The sequence below is a fragment of the Novosphingobium sp. GW835-FHT14H07 genome (assembly GCF_058793515.1).
In genome coordinates this window covers 146,442-163,381 of sequence record NZ_JBXAFX010000002.1, presented here as the reverse complement: position 1 = coordinate 163,381, position 16,940 = coordinate 146,442, and the positions used below count along the sequence as shown (strand labels likewise).

At 65.1% G+C, this 16,940-nt stretch carries 13 protein-coding genes and 1 riboswitch; of the genes, 6 read left to right on the top strand and 7 right to left on the bottom strand.

All coding sequences use genetic code 11. The features are described 5' to 3' along the window. Positions 1-25: 25 nt before the first annotated feature. Positions 26-2,944 carry an excinuclease ABC subunit UvrA gene (uvrA, locus tag AC1Q5P_RS02785; protein ID WP_492518081.1) on the bottom strand — a complete coding sequence of 973 codons (2,919 nt, stop codon included), beginning with the start codon at positions 2,942-2,944 and terminating at the stop codon, positions 26-28. 240 nt (positions 2,945-3,184) lie between these two features. On the opposite strand from uvrA, the gene AC1Q5P_RS02780 reads away from it, so the two are divergent. Next, positions 3,185-3,556 (top strand): hypothetical protein, encoded by a 372-nt coding sequence (locus AC1Q5P_RS02780; protein WP_492518080.1) that lies wholly within the window; start codon positions 3,185-3,187, stop codon positions 3,554-3,556. A gap of 13 nt (positions 3,557-3,569) precedes the next feature. Here AC1Q5P_RS02780 and AC1Q5P_RS02775 read toward each other — a convergent pair whose 3' ends face one another. Together AC1Q5P_RS02775 and AC1Q5P_RS02770 are read right to left on the bottom strand one after the other, a co-directional pair. Beyond that, positions 3,570-6,170, bottom strand: coding sequence for a transferrin-binding protein-like solute binding protein (locus AC1Q5P_RS02775; protein ID WP_492518079.1), 2,601 nt, complete (start codon positions 6,168-6,170; stop codon positions 3,570-3,572). Positions 6,171-6,463: 293 nt separating this feature from the next. Continuing rightward, positions 6,464-7,360: a HupA family protein gene (locus AC1Q5P_RS02770; RefSeq protein ID WP_492518078.1), complete on the bottom strand. Its 897-nt coding sequence runs from the start codon at positions 7,358-7,360 to the stop codon at positions 6,464-6,466. 263 nt (positions 7,361-7,623) lie between these two features. Here AC1Q5P_RS02770 and AC1Q5P_RS02765 point away from each other — a divergent pair, with 263 nt between their 5' ends. After that, complete coding sequence (locus tag AC1Q5P_RS02765) at positions 7,624-7,839, top strand: hypothetical protein (RefSeq protein WP_039337394.1); 216 nt, start codon at positions 7,624-7,626, stop codon at positions 7,837-7,839. A gap of 6 nt (positions 7,840-7,845) precedes the next feature. Here the strand turns inward: AC1Q5P_RS02765 and AC1Q5P_RS02760 are convergent, their stop codons facing one another. The 4 genes from AC1Q5P_RS02760 to AC1Q5P_RS02745 form a co-directional block, all read right to left on the bottom strand. Then, the gene (locus AC1Q5P_RS02760) at positions 7,846-8,577 is read right to left on the bottom strand and encodes an ABC transporter ATP-binding protein (protein ID WP_492518150.1); all 732 of its coding nucleotides are present in this window, start codon (positions 8,575-8,577) and stop codon (positions 7,846-7,848) included. Next, the gene (locus tag AC1Q5P_RS02755; protein WP_039337390.1) at positions 8,577-9,539 is read right to left on the bottom strand and encodes a FecCD family ABC transporter permease; all 963 of its coding nucleotides are present in this window, start codon (positions 9,537-9,539) and stop codon (positions 8,577-8,579) included. The genes AC1Q5P_RS02760 and AC1Q5P_RS02755 overlap by 1 nt, the downstream gene beginning before the upstream one ends. After that, the gene (locus AC1Q5P_RS02750; protein ID WP_492518077.1) at positions 9,536-10,396 is read right to left on the bottom strand and encodes an ABC transporter substrate-binding protein; all 861 of its coding nucleotides are present in this window, start codon (positions 10,394-10,396) and stop codon (positions 9,536-9,538) included. Before AC1Q5P_RS02750 ends, AC1Q5P_RS02755 begins: the two co-directional genes overlap by 4 nt. A gap of 128 nt (positions 10,397-10,524) precedes the next feature. After that, positions 10,525-12,453 (bottom strand): TonB-dependent receptor plug domain-containing protein, encoded by a 1,929-nt coding sequence (locus tag AC1Q5P_RS02745; protein ID WP_492518076.1) that lies wholly within the window; start codon positions 12,451-12,453, stop codon positions 10,525-10,527. A 69-nt stretch (positions 12,454-12,522) separates the two neighbouring features. Beyond that, a riboswitch (cobalamin riboswitch) is annotated at positions 12,523-12,723 on the bottom strand. A gap of 179 nt (positions 12,724-12,902) precedes the next feature. On the opposite strand from AC1Q5P_RS02745, the gene AC1Q5P_RS02740 reads away from it, so the two are divergent. From AC1Q5P_RS02740 to sucD, 4 genes are all read left to right on the top strand, one after another. Continuing rightward, a complete protein-coding gene (locus tag AC1Q5P_RS02740) occupies positions 12,903-14,075 on the top strand; it encodes a cell wall hydrolase (protein ID WP_039337388.1) in 1,173 nt (390 codons plus the stop codon). A gap of 258 nt (positions 14,076-14,333) precedes the next feature. After that, positions 14,334-14,633 (top strand): hypothetical protein, encoded by a 300-nt coding sequence (locus AC1Q5P_RS02735; protein ID WP_039337386.1) that lies wholly within the window; start codon positions 14,334-14,336, stop codon positions 14,631-14,633. Positions 14,634-14,959: 326 nt separating this feature from the next. After that, positions 14,960-15,922, top strand: coding sequence for a malate dehydrogenase (gene mdh, locus AC1Q5P_RS02730; protein ID WP_039337385.1), 963 nt, complete (start codon positions 14,960-14,962; stop codon positions 15,920-15,922). Positions 15,923-16,039: 117 nt separating this feature from the next. After that, a complete protein-coding gene (gene sucD, locus AC1Q5P_RS02725; protein ID WP_062343955.1) occupies positions 16,040-16,924 on the top strand; it encodes a succinate--CoA ligase subunit alpha in 885 nt (294 codons plus the stop codon). Positions 16,925-16,940: the final 16 nt, after the last annotated feature.

Here is a 16,940-nt window from a genome sequence, read left to right as displayed (position 1 = left end):
CCTCAAGGGGAGAGGGCTTTTGGGGTCAGCGCTTCAGGAGGGGGGCCATGTATTGGCCGGTGAAGCTGCGGGGGTTCTTCGCCACCTGTTCGGGCGTGCCTTCGGCGACGATCTCGCCGCCGCGGACGCCGCCTTCGGGGCCGAGGTCGATGATCCAGTCGGCGGTCTTGATCACGTCGAGGTTGTGTTCGATCACGACGACCGAGTTGCCCTGTTCGACGAGGCGGTGGAGGACTTCGAGGAGCTTGCGCACGTCTTCGAAATGGAGGCCGGTGGTGGGCTCGTCCAAGATGTAGAGCGTCTGCCCCGTGCTGCGGCGGGCGAGTTCCTTGGCGAGCTTGACGCGCTGGGCTTCGCCGCCCGATAGCGTCGTCGCCTGCTGGCCGACCTTGACGTAGCCCAGGCCCACCTCATTGAGCATGTGCATCCGGTCCCGGATCGGGGGCACGGCCTTGAAGAACTCCTCGGCGTCCTCGATCGTCATGTCGAGCACGTCAGCGATGGAGAGGCCCTTGAACTTCACCTCGAGCGTTTCGCGGTTGTAGCGCTTGCCGTCGCACTCCTCGCACGTGACGTAGACGTCGGGGAGGAAGTGCATCTCGATCTTGATCAGGCCATCGCCCTGGCACTTCTCGCAGCGGCCACCCTTGACGTTGAAGCTGAAGCGGCCGGCCTTGTAGCCGCGCGCGGCGCTTTCGGGGAGGCCGGCGAACCAGTCACGGATCAGGGTGAAGGCGCCGGTGTAGGTGGCGGGGTTGGAGCGCGGGGTGCGGCCGATGGGCGACTGGTCGATCTCGATCACCTTGTCGCAGTGTTCGAGCCCGGTGACGCGATCGTGCGCGCCGGCGATCACGCGCGCGCCATTGAGCGTGCGGGCGGCGACGGCGTGGAGCGTGTCGATGGTGAAGCTCGACTTGCCCGAGCCGGATACGCCGGTGACGCAGGTGAAGGTGCCCAAGGGGATCTTGGCGCTGACGTTCTGGAGGTTGTTGGCGCGTGCGCCCTCCACGCCGATGAACAGGCCGTTGCCCTTGCGGCGCGTCTTGGGGACTTCGATCTTCCGCGCGCCGGTGAGGTACTGGCCGGTGAGGCTGTTGGGGTTGTTGAGGATATCGTCGAGCGTGCCCTGCGCGACGATCTCGCCGCCGTGGACGCCCGCGCCGGGGCCGAGATCGACGACGTGATCGGCGGTGCGGATGGCGTCCTCGTCATGCTCGACCACGATCACGGTGTTGCCGAGATCGCGCAGGCGCTTGAGGGTTTCGAGGAGGCGGTCGTTGTCGCGCTGGTGGAGGCCGATGGAGGGTTCGTCGAGCACGTAGAGCACGCCCGAGAGGCCGGAGCCGATCTGGCTGGCGAGGCGGATGCGCTGGCTCTCGCCGCCCGAGAGGGTTCCCGAGGTGCGATCAAGGTTGAGGTAATCGAGGCCGACGTTGTTGAGGAAGCCGAGGCGCTCGTTGATTTCCTTGAGGATGGCCCTGGCGATCTGGCTCTGCTGGCTGGTGAGCTGGCTATCGAGATTGGCGTACCATTCGACCGCGGCGGCGACGGAAAGGCGGGTGACCGAGGAGATATCGCGCCCGGCGACCTTGACCGACAGCGCCTCGGGCTTGAGGCGCTTGCCTTCGCAGGTCTCGCACGGTTGCGCGGTCTGGAACTTGCCCAGTTCCTCGCGCATCCAGGCGCTTTCGGTTTGCAGCATGCGGCGGTTGAGGTTGCCGATCACGCCTTCGAAGGCCTTGTTGACGGTGTAGCTCTTCTTGCCGTCGATGAAGGTCAGCGGCACCGCCTTGCCGGCGGTGCCATAGAGGATGACGATCTTGACCTCGGGGCTGAGCGCGTCCCACGGCGTATCGAGGCTGAAGCCGAAATGCGCGGCGAGGCTGGCGAGAACCTGCATGTAATAGGGCGACGGCGGGTTGCTCTTGGCCCAGGGGACGACGGCGCCCTGCTTCAAGGAAAGGTTCTCGTTCGGGACGACGAGTTGCGGATCGAACAGCAGCTTTTCGCCGAGGCCGTCGCAGGCGGGGCATGCGCCCTGGGGGGCGTTGAACGAGAACAGGCGCGGTTCGATGGACTCGATGGTGAAGCCGCTGACGGGGCAGGCGAACTTTTCGGAGAAGACGATGCGGTTGGCGGCAAGGCCGGTCTTCTTCATTCCCGTCTTCTGGGCGCCCTTCTTGCCATTGGCGTCCGATTCTTCCTCGCGGCCGGGGACGACGCCATCGGCGAGATCGACGTAGGCAAGGCCGTCGGCCAGCTTGAGGGCCTGTTCGAAGCTGTCGGCCAGGCGGGTCTGGATGCCGTCGCGGACGGCAATACGGTCAACCACCACCTCGATGTCGTGCTTGAGCTTCTTGTCGAGCGCAGGCGCGTCCTCGATCGGCATAATCTCGCCGTTGATGCGGACGCGGGTGTAGCCGGCCTTCTGCCATTCGGCGAGCTCGCGGCGGTATTCGCCCTTGCGGCCGCGCACGACCGGGGCGAGCAGGTAGGCGCGGGTGCCTTCGGGCAGGGCCATGACGCGGTCGACCATCTGGCTGACGGTCTGCGCGCTGATCGGCTCGCCGGTGGCGGGGCTGTAGGGCACGCCGATGCGCGCCCAGAGCAGGCGCATGTAGTCGTAGACCTCGGTGACGGTGGCGACGGTCGAGCGCGGGTTACGGCTGGTGGTCTTCTGCTCGATGGAGATGGCAGGGGAGAGGCCGTCGATATGCTCGACATCGGGCTTCTGCATCATCTCGAGGAACTGGCGCGCATAGGCGCTGAGCGATTCCACGTAGCGGCGCTGGCCCTCGGCATAGATCGTGTCGAACGCGAGGCTCGACTTGCCCGAGCCCGAGAGGCCGGTGATGACGATCAGGCTATCGCGGGGGAGATCGACGTCGATCCCCTTGAGATTGTGTTCACGGGCGCCGCGGACGGAAATGGTAGTGAGAGACATGCGCGGCGGTGTTCCATATTTGTTCGGGTTTCGCAAGGGATTCGGACGCGAGTGCCGGCCCGGTTGCAAGCGCCATGTGGGGAGCGGACCATTGCAGTGCAATATGGGCTTTCGGGGGCACGGTTTCGCTTCCCCATCCCCGGTCGCGACGAAAGGGACGGTGGCTGCGACCGGGTGCCAACGGTTCGGCGCAAGGTGGATTGCGCGGGTGCCGCGGCCGCGGGATGAAGCAGCGATAACATGAGGGTCTCGGGAATGAACGTGCGGATGATGTGCAGCGCGCTGGCGCTTGGGGTTGTGGCTCTGCCGGGCGTGGCGCTGGCCGACGATCCCCATGACCCGCAGATGCGCACGCAGGCCGCGCGCGAACGCGACCGGGCGATCATCCGCAAGCTCAACCAGCAGGAACTAGCCCGCGTGCGCGAGCGCGATGCCCGCTATGCGAAAGACTGGGCGGCGTGGCGCCAGCACAACGCCCGCAGTGGCCGTGGAGGCCGCGATGCCGACCGCGGCTATGCCCAGGCCCAGGACGATTACGAGCAGCGCATGGCCGAATGGCGCCGCGCGGTGGCGGCGTGCCAAGCCGGGCGCTACGAATACTGCGGGCGTTGAGCGGCGGAAGCCGTCAGTTCTTCTTGCCGATCAGTATGCCGCCGATGTCGAGCCCGGTGGTAAGACCATTCCGCTGTACAAACCACGCCGCACCGATCTCGTTCGCGTTCGGACCAAAGAACCCGCCTTCGATCTGACCACGGGAAGCACCATTTTGCGTGGTGGCAAAGCCACGAAATAGCGAGGTCGTTCCGTCCGTCGTGATGATGTTCGCGGTGTAGGAGAACGTACCCACGGGCGATGCAGTGCTATCGTCGGCGACGATGTTAACCGTCGCGCCTAGCTTCATGTCTGCGAAATTTGCCGTCGCGGTGGCTGTGCCCGAGAACGTACCTTCATACGAGATCGCGTTGGCGCGCCCTCGTCCACGGATAATCCCATCGTACGTAGCAGAGCCGAAGCGCGGTAGTAGGGCATAAGGCGTCCGATTGCCGTAAATGACGAAGTACTGGGCATTTATTGCGTCTGGAGGATTGGAGGACGTCGCACGCACCTGCAAATCGGCAAAGGTCGCGTAAGTCAGCTTCAGAACGGGGTTCTGGTCGCCCGGCTTGAAGACGTAGCCCTTCGCGGTGACGCCACGATCGTACCATGTACGGCTGGCGTCACTTTTCGCCGGGTCGATGTCTGTCTGCTCAAACTTGGTGGCGTACGTGATGTTCGAGTATTCGGGCGTGAAACGCAAAAGATAGGCGCCCGTTGCGGGATTATAGGTGACGGTCGCCGGATCGGATACGCCATGATCGCGCAGCGTGATCGCACTGAATGTCGTTTGCGTGGTGTAATCGCCCAGCGGCGTTCGGGCCGCAGTCAGACTGGCATCCTTCGCACCGATGATCGTCCCAATGGCCTTGTCGGCGCCATCGGCGGCCGACCAGGTTGCTGCGACTTCCTGAGCCGTTGGACCAAAGAAGCTGCCATCAAATGTGCCGGAGTAGTTGCCGATCCCGTCGAGCGTCAGATTGCCCGAGAAGGTGTTTGCCGTGCTGGAGATTGTGCCCGAGGCCCTAAAAACCCCGGTGGTGCTTTGAGGGTTGTGGCCAGAGATGTAGTCGATTTCGCCCAAGCCAACTGATGTGGCCAGATCGAGACGGCCAGTAGCGAAATCGGCGGAAAGCACGCCATTACCGACAACGTTCAATGCGTCAGTAAAATCGTTGTCGATTGCCAGTCCGTCGATATGGACCTTGTAGTCAGCTGACCCGCTCCGCGGCACCGCGCTGCTCGCTGTCGGCATGCCGTAAATGAAGTAATCGATCTGATACGAAAGCTGCGGATCGAGCGATGTTCCTCCAGTGCGCTGTCTGAAGAAGCCTACGGCGGAGTAAGTTTGTGTAGTCGGAAGGAGCAGCCCGGTAGCATCGTCCTGATAAGTGCTTCCGCCATCATGTTCGTAAGGAGTATAGGACGTGTCAGGTGTCGTAACCGTATACTTCTTAGTCACGGCATCAAAAGTGAGTTGCAGCGGTTCACGCCTTAGTGATTGGTTGGTGAAATCGCCTAGCGTATTTGAATTGAACGATTTATCCTGAGACTTGAAGTCCAGTCTGCGCGCGCTTGTGCTGAAACTCTGCGTGTTGGCCAGCCTTCCCTCTGTGAACTGCGTGTTGCCGACAGCACCCTTTCGTCCGGTGATCGTGCCTACGGCGACCCGACCGTCCGGTGCAGTAGCATTGAAAACGGCGCCCAATTCCTCAGCAGCAGGGCCAAAGAATTCGCCGTTGAGCGCGCCCGAGAAGTTCGCCGCGTCCGACCATTTGATGGTTCCGGCGAAGTTGTTGGACGTTGCCGCCAGTGCAGCAGTTGCATCGAACTGGATGTCGGAGCCTGAGAAATAGACGCCTTTCATCATGCCGGAAATGCGAATCTTGCCGGTATCGAATTCGACCACCGCACCGCCGCTGCCTGCCATCGCAGCACTGCCCGCCGGAATGGATTCCACTCCGATCAAGGCAATCTCGTAGGCGCCAGTGCCGCTACGCGGTACAGCACTGGCCGAAGTGGGGATGCCATAAACAAACGCATCCACGCTGCCTGTTCCCGATGAACTCGATAGCTGCGTGTGTTCCCAGAAGGCGCTTCCGACATACTTGTAGGTAGCAAGGCCGGATGTGCCCGCCTTGGTAAGCGTCAGAACGTCGGTCGTCGAACCTGACTTCCTCGTGTAGACGGTGGCGACGGCGTTCGAACTGGCGCTATCAAGATCGCCCGGCCCGAAGGTGATCGAACCACCACCCGTCGTTAAGGTATAGGACTTCTTGGCCGCATCGTAACGGATTGTAGCTGTCTGGCTGGCGACGCTGCCGCGCGTACTCTCTCCATTGGCCGTGGCGGTTGCGCGCATGGAGAGGTTGGCGAAACTCTCGGTCGCGAGCGTTCCGATCAGGTCCGAATTCGCGCTCGGCGTAGGCGTCGGTGTGGGGGTTGGCGTAGGCGTAGGCGTAGGCGTCGGAGTGGGCGCGGGCGTGGGCGTGGGCGTGGGCGTCGGCGTCGGCGTCGGAGTGGGAACAGGCGTTGGCGTGCTGCTCACACCGCCGCCACTACCACCGCCACATGAGGCCAGCAGGAGGGCGAGCGTTGTCGTGGCTGTTGTGGCGAAAATCTTGCGGTTCACGGTTGCCCCCGTTGCTGGCCCGAATCCCTGTATTCAGACACCAATTCGGAGGAAGAATTAGCCAGAACCGATGTTAATCGCGAACATCTATTTGGATCAATTGTGTGATTTTAATCACGTTTTGGAGACTTCTAGTCGTGGGACCGCGTGCGAGGAAGGCTCACCCCAACCCCTCCCGCTTTCCGGAGGGGGCAAAGAGGTTGGTTTTCGCCCTTTTCTGCAAGGCGCTGTCCCATTCGGGCCGCTCCACCAACCTGCGGATGCCCCCCACCTTGTTGAAAGCAGGAACGGGCTCAGTTCTTCTTGCCGAACAAAGCGCCCTGAATGCTGAGCGTGGTGTCAGTGGTGCCATTGAGGAAGAAGGTGTAGCCAGCCTCGATCCCGCGCGGGCCGAAGAATGCACCACTGAAGGCGCCCGAAGCGTTGCTTCCCGAAAGCGTGCCGGTGAAGCCCGGGCCGGAACTGCTGATCGTGCCGGTGCCGTTGAAATTGCCAAACGAGGTGACCACGGTGCTGTTGGGTGCCTTGCCCGCGAGCGTCAGGCTGGTGCTGACCGAATTGCTGCCGAAATTGGCCGAGAATGTGCCGGTCGATTCACCAATCAGGTAGTAGCCCTGCCCGCTTCTGGCGGCGAGCCCGACGACTTGGGTCGCATAAGTGGCGCTGCCGCTACGCGGCACATCGGTGGCCTGGGTGGGCACGCCGCCGACAAGGCTGTAAGATCGGTCCGCTCCCGGCTGATAATGCGTCCAGTTGCCGAACAGCGCGTAGCTGAGCTTCACACCGTTGACGCTGGGATTGGAGATTGAAAGAAAATCGACAGCGCCGTTGCCGGCAGGCTTCTGCCAGGTGACGGTCGTATCGTTACGATTGACGACCTGCGCGGGCGCAAATTCGACAACTAGGCCACTGCCGTTGTTGAGGTTGTAGGAATCGGTCGCGGCCGAATACCTGATCTCCACGCCCTGGCCGAAAGCAAGGGTGCTTTGGTTCCTGAGTTCCGGGCCGACGGGCACGCCGGTAATTCCGCCCGACTGGAAGGTCTGATCGCCGGACAGTTCGGCAAGCGTCTTGTATGTGACCGGCGGAGGCGTGGATGCCATGCCGCCGCCACCATCGCCACCGCCGCATGAGGCCAGCAAGGTTGCAAGCGAAAGGGTGGCGGTGGCGTTGCGCAGCGTCGTGATCATGTTGCCCTCTGTTGCTGCCCGAATCTCCGCACCGGGCAACCCGATGACTAGAACTAGAGGCAAACCCGTAAGGGCGCGAACGTAAAGACGGGGCAAGCATGTGATTTTCATCACAATCCTTGCGTGCGCAAAGGTGCATGATGGCTACTCTGAGGGGAAATTTCGTCGGCAAACTACGTAAGTTTGTCGAAACCATACAATCGCGCGTGACGAAACTTTGCTAGGGCCTGCTAACCAAAGATAGGGTTTCAGGGCCACCAAGCATGAGCGCCGACCGTACATTGCCAGCAATTCCGGCAGCATCCGGCAACCCGCCGGCGCAGAGCCTGTTCTGCCGCAGCGCTGGCGCGCGCGAGGATCGTCCGGCGATCTCGATGCGGGTGCGCGAGAGCTTTGCCGCCTATTTCGCAGCCGACTTTGCCGCCGCGATGACCGAGCATCGTCACGAGAACGACCAGATCGCCCCGACCGCGGCCTAGCGCCTTCTACATCGCCAGCGCCATGTGGCCGGGCTCACCCAGCCAGCGTGCATCGAGATTCCAGACGCGGGCGATGACCTCCTGCGAGAGAGCATCGCGTGGCTTGCCCTGTGCAGCGATGCGGCCCCTGTCGAGCACGACCACGTGATGGGCATGGTTCATCGCCAGGGCGAGATCGTGGACGACGAGCACGACTCCCCTGCCCTCTTCCGCGAGCCCACGCAGGCGCTGGATCAAGGCCTGCTGGTGGGCAAGATCGAGCGCGGCGAGCGGTTCGTCGGCCAGAATCCAGTGCGGCTTCGTGGCGAGCACCCGGGCAAGCAGGGCGCGGGCGCGCTCGCCCCCTGACAGGGTGGACAGCGAGCGCTCGGCCAGAGGTTCGAGCTGCATCGTCGCGATGGCCTGGGCGACGGCTTCGCCATCCTCGGCGGGACTTGCGCGGTGCGGCAGGCGGCCAAGTCCGACGAGCGTGCGGACCGAGAGGTTCCACGCGACCTCGCCCGATTGCGGAAGATAGCCGATGCGGCGCGCGCGCTCCTGCGGCAGCATCTGCGCCAGCGGCTGGCTGGCCAGGGTGACGGTGCCGGTTGCGGGCTCGATCAGGCCGGCAAGCGCGGCAAGCAGCGTGGACTTGCCTGCACCGTTGGGACCGACAATGGCAGTGACACCGCCAGCGCGCAGTTGCGCGGTGACGCCCTGCAGGCGGTGGGGGATGGTCAGCCCAAGCGCTTCTAGCATCATGCCAGTTCCCTCCGCAGCTTGAGGAGCAGGCGCAGGAAGAACGGCGCGCCGGCAAGGCTGAGCGCTATGCCGAGGCGCAGCTCGCCGCCTTGCAGCGGAAGAACGCGGCACAGGCAATCGGCGACAAGCAGCAGCAGCGCTCCGGCCAGGGCGGAGGGGAGGAGCGTGGCCGAGGGGCGCTGGTCGGTGAACGGGCGGACGAAGTGCGGGACCATCAGGCCGACAAAACCGATCATGCCCGCCACCGCGACCCCGCTGCCGACGATCAGGCCGATGGCGACGATCATGATGCCAAGAAGGCGCGCAGGTTCGACTCCCAGAGAGCGGGCGGCGGCCTCGCCCAAGGCAAGGGCATCGAGCGCGGGGCCGGCGCGCCACAGGGCAGCGAGGCCGAGGATGGTCAGCGGGGCGGCCAGGCGCACCTCGTGCCAGCCGCGATCGGCCAGCGCCCCCATCAGCCAGGTGACGATCTCGGACAGGGCGAAGGGATTGGGCGAAAGGCTGATGGCGAGGCTGGTCATGGCCCCGGCAAGGCTGGCGATCATCATGCCCGCCAGCGTGAACAGTGCAATGCCGCCACTTCGCCCGGCGATCAGGGCAAGCAGGGCCATGGCTCCGGCGGCTCCGACGAGGGCGAAGAGCGGGAGCGTGAGCGCTTGCGTTTCGTAGCCGGTGTAGAACGAGAGGACCGCGCCGAGCGCTGCAGCCGGGGCGATGCCGAAGAGGCCGGGGTCAGCCAGCGGGTTGCGCAGGTAGCCTTGCATGGCCGCGCCGGCAGCGCCCAGGCCCCCGCCGAGCGTCAGGGCAAGAAGCGCGCGGGGCAGGCGCAATTCCATGAGGATCGCGGTGGCGTTGGGGACGGGGGCGCCGAAGGGGTCGATCCACACTTGCCCGGCGAGGAGCGAGAGCGGGAGGGCCAGTGCCAGGGCGGCGCAAAGGGAAATGACGGGGCGGGTCACCGCGAGTGCCCCTTCACCACCTTCGATGGTCCCCCTCCCCCTGCCGGGGAGGAATTGCGGACTTGCGCCAGCCTTTGCGCGGCGGCGATCAGGGTGGGGCCGCCGCAGTAGAGGAGTTTCGGATCGAGGCGCTCGCGGCGGGTGGACTTGAGCGCCTTCAGCGCGGGATGTGACAGGACGCGGTCGTCGCCTTTTCCGGTCTCGGCGCTCTGCCCGGCGACGAGGATCAGTTCGGGCGGGTCGGCCAGCATCTTTTCGAGCGGGAGCAGGTCGGCCTGGCCGAGCCCGCGGGCAGCGGCGAAATTGGTGTAGCCAGTGCGACGCAAAAGATCGGCGATCAGCGTTCCATCACCGGGGACCATGCCGCCCGACTGCCATACGACGGTCTCGACAGGGCGCACTCCGGCTGGCGGTGCTGCGGCGGCAAGTGCGGCGTCGATCCGGGCGATCAGCGCCTCGCCGCGCTCCGGATGGCCGGAGAGCGTGGCGATCTGGCGGATCTGCTCCTGGCTGGCCTCGATGGTGCTGGCCATGCCGAGGGTTTCGAGGCGCAGGCCAAGGCGCTGGTAGGCGCTGGCCGTGGCGGGATCGATGAACGTGCTGCCGAGCACGAGATCAGGCTTGAGTGCCAGCACTTCCTCGACCGTGCCGCGCGTGGCCGGGAGGACGCTTGCGAGGCGCGCGTCCATCGAGGCGGAACGGGGGTCCTTGCTGTAGTGCGAAATGGCGAGGATCTGCGCCGGATCTGCCACTTCGGCGAGGATCGCGTCGGTGCAGGGATTGAGACTGACGATGGTCGGGTGCGCGGTTGCGCGGGATTCGGGAGTGGCCTTGCCTTGGGGGATGCAGCTGTTCAAGGCGGCGGCAGTGAGGAGGAGGGCCGTTCTGGCGAGGGGGGTTCGGGAGAACATGCCCTCCCCCACCCCCTCCCGCATGCGGGAGGGGAGCAGAAGGCGTTTCGCCAGCGAGACGAAACGCCTCGCCATCAGTACTTCGCGCGGATGCCGATATAGGCAGAGCGGCCCCAGGTGCCGTAGTCGGCGACGGTCTGGTAATTCACGTCGAACAGGTTCTCGACACGGCCGTAGAGTTCCACCTTCTCGGTCAGGGGGAAGCTGGCGCGCACGGTGGTCAACGCGTAGCCATCGAGGCGGCGGGTGTTCGACGCGTTGTCAAAGCTGTCTCCGACGAGGCGCAAGTCGGCACCGAGGGTGAGGCCTGCGAGGGGAGATGTCCAGTCGCTCGAGAGGGTCAGCGCGTGGGCAGGACGGCGCGCGAGGTCCTTTCCGAAGTTGGCGGTGCCGCGCGTGCGGTTCTCGGTTTCGAGGTAGGTGTATGCGGCCTGCAGGTGGAGCGTGTCGGTAGGACGCGCGCCGAGTTCGGCTTCGACGCCCTGTGCGCGGGCAAGGCCGACGTTGTCGTAGAGGCCGAAAGGACGCGTGGCACAGGCGTTGAGGCTGGCGCAAGATACGAAGGTGATCAGGTTGCGGCTATCGCGGCGGAAGACCGTGACCGCAGCGTGAAGCTTGCCGTAGGGCGCGCCCCATTCGAGGCCGGCGTCGTAGCTCTTGCTGCGTTCGGGGTTGAGCGCGGCGTTGCCATAGTTTGAAAGCAGCTGGTAGAGCGTCGGGGCCTTGAAGCCCTCGCCATAGCTGGCGCGCAGGCGGAGGTTATCGACCAATTCGAACGCGCCGTTGGCACCGAAGGTCCAGGCCGTGCCGAACCGGCTGTGATCGTCAATGCGGACACCGGCGGCGAGGCTGGCGCGATCGCTGCTCCAGCCAAGCAGGGCGTGGCCCGAGGTGAGGTTGGCCTTGGCCTGTGCATCGAAAGTGCTCGAGAAGCGCGTCCATTCGCTGTCACCGCCGAAATCGAGCGTGAAATCGGCAGGCAGGTTGACGCGGCCCGTCAGGTCAACGCGCTCCGAGCGGCCCTTGTAGCCGTAGGACGGATCAGTGCCGAAGGTCGGGTCGTAGTAGTCGCGCTTGGTATCCGAGATCGCGAAGCCGGTGTTGAGCGTGAGATTGCTGCCGGTGAAGCGCAGTCCGATGCGGCCCGAGGCCTGTCGCGTGTCCTGATACTCAGGGGTATCGCCGAAGCTGTAGGTTGGCGGGGCGAAGCCGTCTATGTCGGTGCGGGTGTCGGCATAGCGGGCGGTGGCGACGATTGCGAGGTCTTGCGAGAGGTTGATGCGCCCGCGCCCGCCGACGCGCCACTGGCGGAAGCCATCGGGCTCGGTGCCGACCGCTGCGGCCGAGACGCCATCGCTGCGGCTGTAGCCGCCGTTGAGGGTGAGCGCACCGAAGTCTGACGCGATGCCTGCTGCAGCATCGGCGAGATAGCTGTCGTTCGCGCCCAGTTCGGCACTGGCTTCAATGCCGTTGAGATCGCGCGACTGGACCGCGATCACGCCGCCGATGGCCGCGCTGCCCCAGACGATGGAGTTGGAGCCGCGCAGCACGTCGATCCGCTCGACGCCGCCGGGGGTCAGCGTACCGAAGTCAAAGCCGCCCGAGGGGGCCGAGACGTCTTCGAGGCGAACGCCATCGACGAGGACGAGGACCTGCTCGGCATCCGAGCCGCGCAGACGCACGCCGGTGAAGCTGCCGGGGCCGCCGTTGCGGGTAATTGTCAGGCCGGGGACGCGTTCGAGGACGCGGGTGATGTCGGGGCCCTGGATCGACTGGATTTCGTCGGCGGTGATGACGGTGACGGGCTGGCCGGTCTTGCTGAGCGGGGTTTCGCTGCCGGTGGCAATGACGGTGATGGTTGCCGGGTCGATCTTGTAGTCAGCCACGACGACGTCGTCCGTACCTTGGGCAAGCGCAGGCGTCGCAAGGGTAAGGGCAGAAACGGAAAGCAGGTACTTCTTCACAGGACGCAACTCCGGCCACGAACGGTTGATGCCGTCCATGGCGAGAGGTGCGCTGGGCCATGAATCTGGCGCGCCTCGTCGCGTGCGCCCGGTACACCCCGCCCGGCCGCGGAACGACTACCATCGGCAGGTTTCCTGGCTCCCGGGTCATCGCCCGCTGCCCGCCTTCCCAGTACCGGGGATCGAATCCGGCACCAGTGGCATCACTGGACAGCGCGCTCTCCGGTTACAGTTGCGGGGGCAGCGCCGGATTGGAACCGGCTTCCCTCTTAGCCCGTGTTACCGGGCACCGTTGGCGTCGGCGCGGGGAACTAGCGGGAACTTTGCTGCGCTGCAAGAGGAACTACGTACTTCGGGGCAAGTCGGCGGTGGAGGTTAACCGGATCGCAGGAGCTTGTGCCGCATCGGGACAGCGGGAAATGCGGCCGTGCGCGAGGGGGCGCAAAAGGTTAGCGCAATTGAGGATTTTCAGGATTCAGCCCAGCCCCATGCCTCTCGAGCTTGCCTATCGCCCGATCGAACTGCCCGGCGTGGCAGCGACGGCTTATGGCGAGCAGCGTCCGCGCGATTTTGCGGCGCGGATCCGGCGCCGGGATATGCGCTCGATCCGCAACGCCTTGCGCGCGCCTTCGCTGATGCGGCAGCGGCTGGGCGGCGTGGCGATGTTCGGCGTGCTGGGTCTGCTGCTCGGGCCGACCGGGTGGGGCGAACCGGGCGGCGTTCAAGCGGCTGTCGCGCGCGCGCAGATGGCGGGACTGCAACCGTTCGAGCGCGGGGGTGACAGCTTTCCGGGCTCGGCGTTCTACTGGCTCGACACCAGCGACAGCGGACTGATCGCGCCGACAGAAGCGCAGGCGAAATGGGACCAGAGCCATTCGGATGCCGAGATCCACTCGGCCCGTCCGGTGTCGGCGGCCGGGTCGAGCGAGGACCGCTGGCGGGCTCTGCAGTGCCTGACCGCAGCAATCTATTATGAGGCGGCGAGCGAGCCTGACGGCGGGCAACGCGCGGTGGCGCAAGTGGTGCTCAACCGCGTGGCGCATCCGGCATGGCCGAACACGGTGTGCGGCGTAGTCTACCAAGGGTCGGAGCGGCCGGGCTGCCAGTTCTCGTTCGCGTGCGATGGCTCGCTGGCAAGGAAGCCGATGAAGGCGTTCTGGGACCGGGCGCGACGCGTGGCGGCCGATGCCTTGGCCGGCTATGTCTATGCGCCGGTGGGGCTGGCGACACACTATCATACGACGGCGGTGCATCCCTACTGGGCGCCGAGCCTTTCGTTCATCGGCACGATCGGGGCGCATCGCTTCTATCGCTGGGCAGGGGCAGCGGGGCGTCCGGCGGCGTTCACCGCGCGCTATCTCGGCGGCGAGCCGATTGCCGCGCCGCATCCGCGCACATGGACGCCCTCGCCCGTCGACATCGCCGATCCGCTGGCGCTGGAGAAGGCGTTCGAGGAAGGACGGATCGTGGCGCCGGGTGCTGCCGCGACACTTGCTCCGGTGGCGGCGGTTCCGCAAGCTGCGGCGCAGCAGAACCTCGTCCGCCCGCAAGTGCTGCCGGGGGTGAAGGCGGGCGCGACCAGCGCGCCGGTTTCGGGAAGCGGGTCGGTGCTGCCGGGGTACGAGAACGCCAACAAGTGGATCGCGCAGCCGGGGGCTTGAGCAGACGGTGAAGTCCGCTCATGCTGAGCTTGTGGAGACATCTGATGCTGCGCCTGCGTCCTTCGACAGGCTCAGGACGAGCGGGTTCGGGATTCCGCAGACCTGTTCCATTCCGCTCGTCGCAAAACCGTTTCAGGACGGATGGTTATTCGTTCCTTTACCGTGTCGTCACACACACTCTTAGCGCAGGTGGGTCTAGGGCGGGGTCGTGGAGAACGGCACCGATTGTCCCCGGCGCCGTCAGAGAGTTGAGGCACCATGCTGCGATTTGCCCCCCGTTACGGCATCATTTCCCCCTGTCTTTCGCGACGGATCCAGGCGCGGCACCTGCGGGCGGTAAACGACAACGGGGCAGGCTCGATCTGTCAGGATGAGGCGCTGGACGCCGCGCTGCGGCTGTTTGCGGCGCATGGCTTCTCGGCGGCGGCGCGCGCACGAGACGCTGCGGTCATTGCCGAACGCAGCGGCGAGCCGAGCCGCGTGGAATTCTGGGTCGAGGTCTGCGCGACGCTCGACCGGCGGATGGCGCGCGACTTCCTGAAGCGCAAGCGCAGCTGATCCGCGCAAGAGTTTGCGGAGAGGAAAAACAAAATGGAGCCCCGGCGGAGACGCCGGGGCTTTTTGCTGGTCAGATAGATTGCCCGCCGACGTTGCATTGCGAGGTTGCGCAACACCTCGGAAACAGACCTTTTGCTATTGCGAACTGATATCACAAAAACCCCGGATATAGCGGGTTTTCGCGGTTGCATTCGTGTGCGCGCGGGCCTAGGGCCCGATTCATTCTGCCAGAACCTTCCTGTCTCGCGGGGCACGGGAGGGACCTGGGCGAAAGCTCTGCTGGCATTTGTATGCTTGTCCCCGCGAACGGGAAAGGACCGTAGAGCATGGCACGCAAGAAGATCGCGCTTATCGGCGCAGGCAATATCGGGGGCACGCTGGCCCACCTCGCCGCCCAGAAGGAACTGGGTGACATCGTCCTGTTCGACGTGGTCGAAGGCGTGCCGCAGGGCAAGGCGCTCGACCTTTCGCAGTGCGGCCCGGTCGAAGGCTTCGACGCCAAGATCACCGGCACCAACGACTATGCCGACATTGCCGGTGCCGACGTGATCATCGTGACCGCAGGCGTTGCCCGCAAGCCGGGCATGAGCCGCGACGACCTGCTCGGCATCAACCTCAAGGTGATGAAGGCTGTTGGCGAAGGCATCCGTGACAACGCGCCCGACGCTTTCGTCATCTGCATCACCAACCCGCTCGACGCGATGGTCTGGGCGCTGCGCGAATTTTCCGGCCTGCCGCACAACAAGGTCGTCGGCATGGCCGGCGTGCTCGACTCGGCGCGCTTCAGCACGTTCCTCGCCTGGGAATTCGGCGTCTCGATCCGCGACGTGAACACGTTCGTGCTTGGTGGCCACGGCGACACCATGGTGCCCGTCACCCAGTACTCGACGGTCAACGGCATTCCGGTGCCCGACCTCGTCAAGATGGGCCTGTCCACCCAGGAGAAGATCGACGCGATCGTGCAGCGCACCCGTTCGGGCGGCGGCGAGATCGTCGGCCTGCTCAAGACCGGCTCGGCGTTCTACGCCCCGGCCGCTTCGGGCATCGCCATGGCCGAAGCCTACCTCAATGACCAGAAGCGCATCCTGCCCTGCGCTGCCTACGTCGATGGCCAGTACGGCGTTGACGGCCTCTACGTTGGCGTGCCCGTGCTGATCGGCGCGAACGGCGTTGAGCAGGTGATCGAGATCGAGCTGGACGACGAAGCCAAGTCGAACCTCCAGGTCTCGGTCGACGCGGTCAAGGAACTGCTGGAAGCCTGCAAGGGCATCGATAGCTCGCTGGCTTAATTTGGTAGGATGACGTGCGCCCCCGCGCAGGCGGGGGCCTCAGTCGGTTTACGCAGGTGTTGCGTAACAACACCGAGGTCCCCGCCTTCGCGGGGACGCAATATCCGGAAGTGATTGATGTCCATTCTCGTCGACAAGAACACCAAGGTCATCACGCAGGGGATGACCGGCAAGACCGGCAGCTTCCACACGCAGGCTGCGCTTGACTACGGCACGCAGATGGTTGGCGGCGTGACCCCCGGCAAGGGCGGCACCACCCACATCGGCCTGCCGCAGTTCGATACCGTGGCCGAGGCCAAGGCCGTCACCGGTGCGACCGCATCATGCGTCTACGTGCCGCCTTCGGGCTGCGCCGACGCCATCCTCGAGGCGATCGACGCCGAGATGGAGCTGATCGTGGCGATCACCGAGGGCGTGCCCGTGCTCGACATGGTCAAGGTCAAGCGCGCGCTGTCGGGTTCGAAGAGCCGCCTGATCGGTCCGAACTGCCCCGGCGTGCTGACGCCCAACCAGTGCAAGATCGGCATCATGCCCGGTTCGATCTTCAAGGAAGGCTCGGTCGGCGTGGTCTCGCGCTCGGGCACGCTGACCTATGAGGCGGTGTTCCAGACCTCGGCCATCGGCCTTGGCCAGACCACCGCTGTCGGCATCGGCGGCGACCCGGTCAACGGCACTAACTTCATCGACGTGCTCGAACTGTTCCTGGCCGACGAAGCCACCAAGTCGATCATCATGATCGGCGAGATCGGCGGCGATGCCGAGGAGCAGGCCGCACAGTTCCTGATCGACGAGGCCAAGCGTGGCCGCAAGAAGCCGATGGCCGGCTTCATCGCGGGCCGCACCGCGCCTCCGGGCCGCCGCATGGGCCATGCCGGCGCCATCGTCTCGGGCGGCAAGGGCGATGCTGAAAGCAAGATCGCGGCCATGGAAGCCGCCGGCATCAAGGTCTCCGCCTCGCCCTCGCTGCTGGGCGAGACGCTGGCCGAGGTGCTGAAGGGCTGAGGCCAAAAGCTACCGC

Bases quoted from the DNA above. Each gene is read 5' to 3' on its own strand.
- AC1Q5P_RS02770 (WP_492518078.1), bottom strand. From the start codon at position 7,360: ATGATCACGACGCTGCGCAACGCCACCGCCACCCTTTCGCTTGCAACC.
- AC1Q5P_RS02745 (WP_492518076.1), bottom strand. From the start codon at position 12,453: ATGGACGGCATCAACCGTTCGTGGCCGGAGTTGCGTCCTGTGAAGAAG.
- mdh (WP_039337385.1), top strand. From the start codon at position 14,960: ATGGCACGCAAGAAGATCGCGCTTATCGGCGCAGGCAATATCGGGGGC.
- uvrA (WP_492518081.1), bottom strand. From the start codon at position 2,944: ATGTCTCTCACTACCATTTCCGTCCGCGGCGCCCGTGAACACAATCTC.
- AC1Q5P_RS02760 (WP_492518150.1), bottom strand. From the start codon at position 8,577: ATGCTAGAAGCGCTTGGGCTGACCATCCCCCACCGCCTGCAGGGCGTC.
- AC1Q5P_RS02735 (WP_039337386.1), top strand. From the start codon at position 14,334: ATGCTGCGATTTGCCCCCCGTTACGGCATCATTTCCCCCTGTCTTTCG.
- sucD (WP_062343955.1), top strand. From the start codon at position 16,040: ATGTCCATTCTCGTCGACAAGAACACCAAGGTCATCACGCAGGGGATG.
- AC1Q5P_RS02740 (WP_039337388.1), top strand. From the start codon at position 12,903: ATGCCTCTCGAGCTTGCCTATCGCCCGATCGAACTGCCCGGCGTGGCA.
- AC1Q5P_RS02780 (WP_492518080.1), top strand. From the start codon at position 3,185: ATGAGGGTCTCGGGAATGAACGTGCGGATGATGTGCAGCGCGCTGGCG.
- AC1Q5P_RS02765 (WP_039337394.1), top strand. From the start codon at position 7,624: ATGAGCGCCGACCGTACATTGCCAGCAATTCCGGCAGCATCCGGCAAC.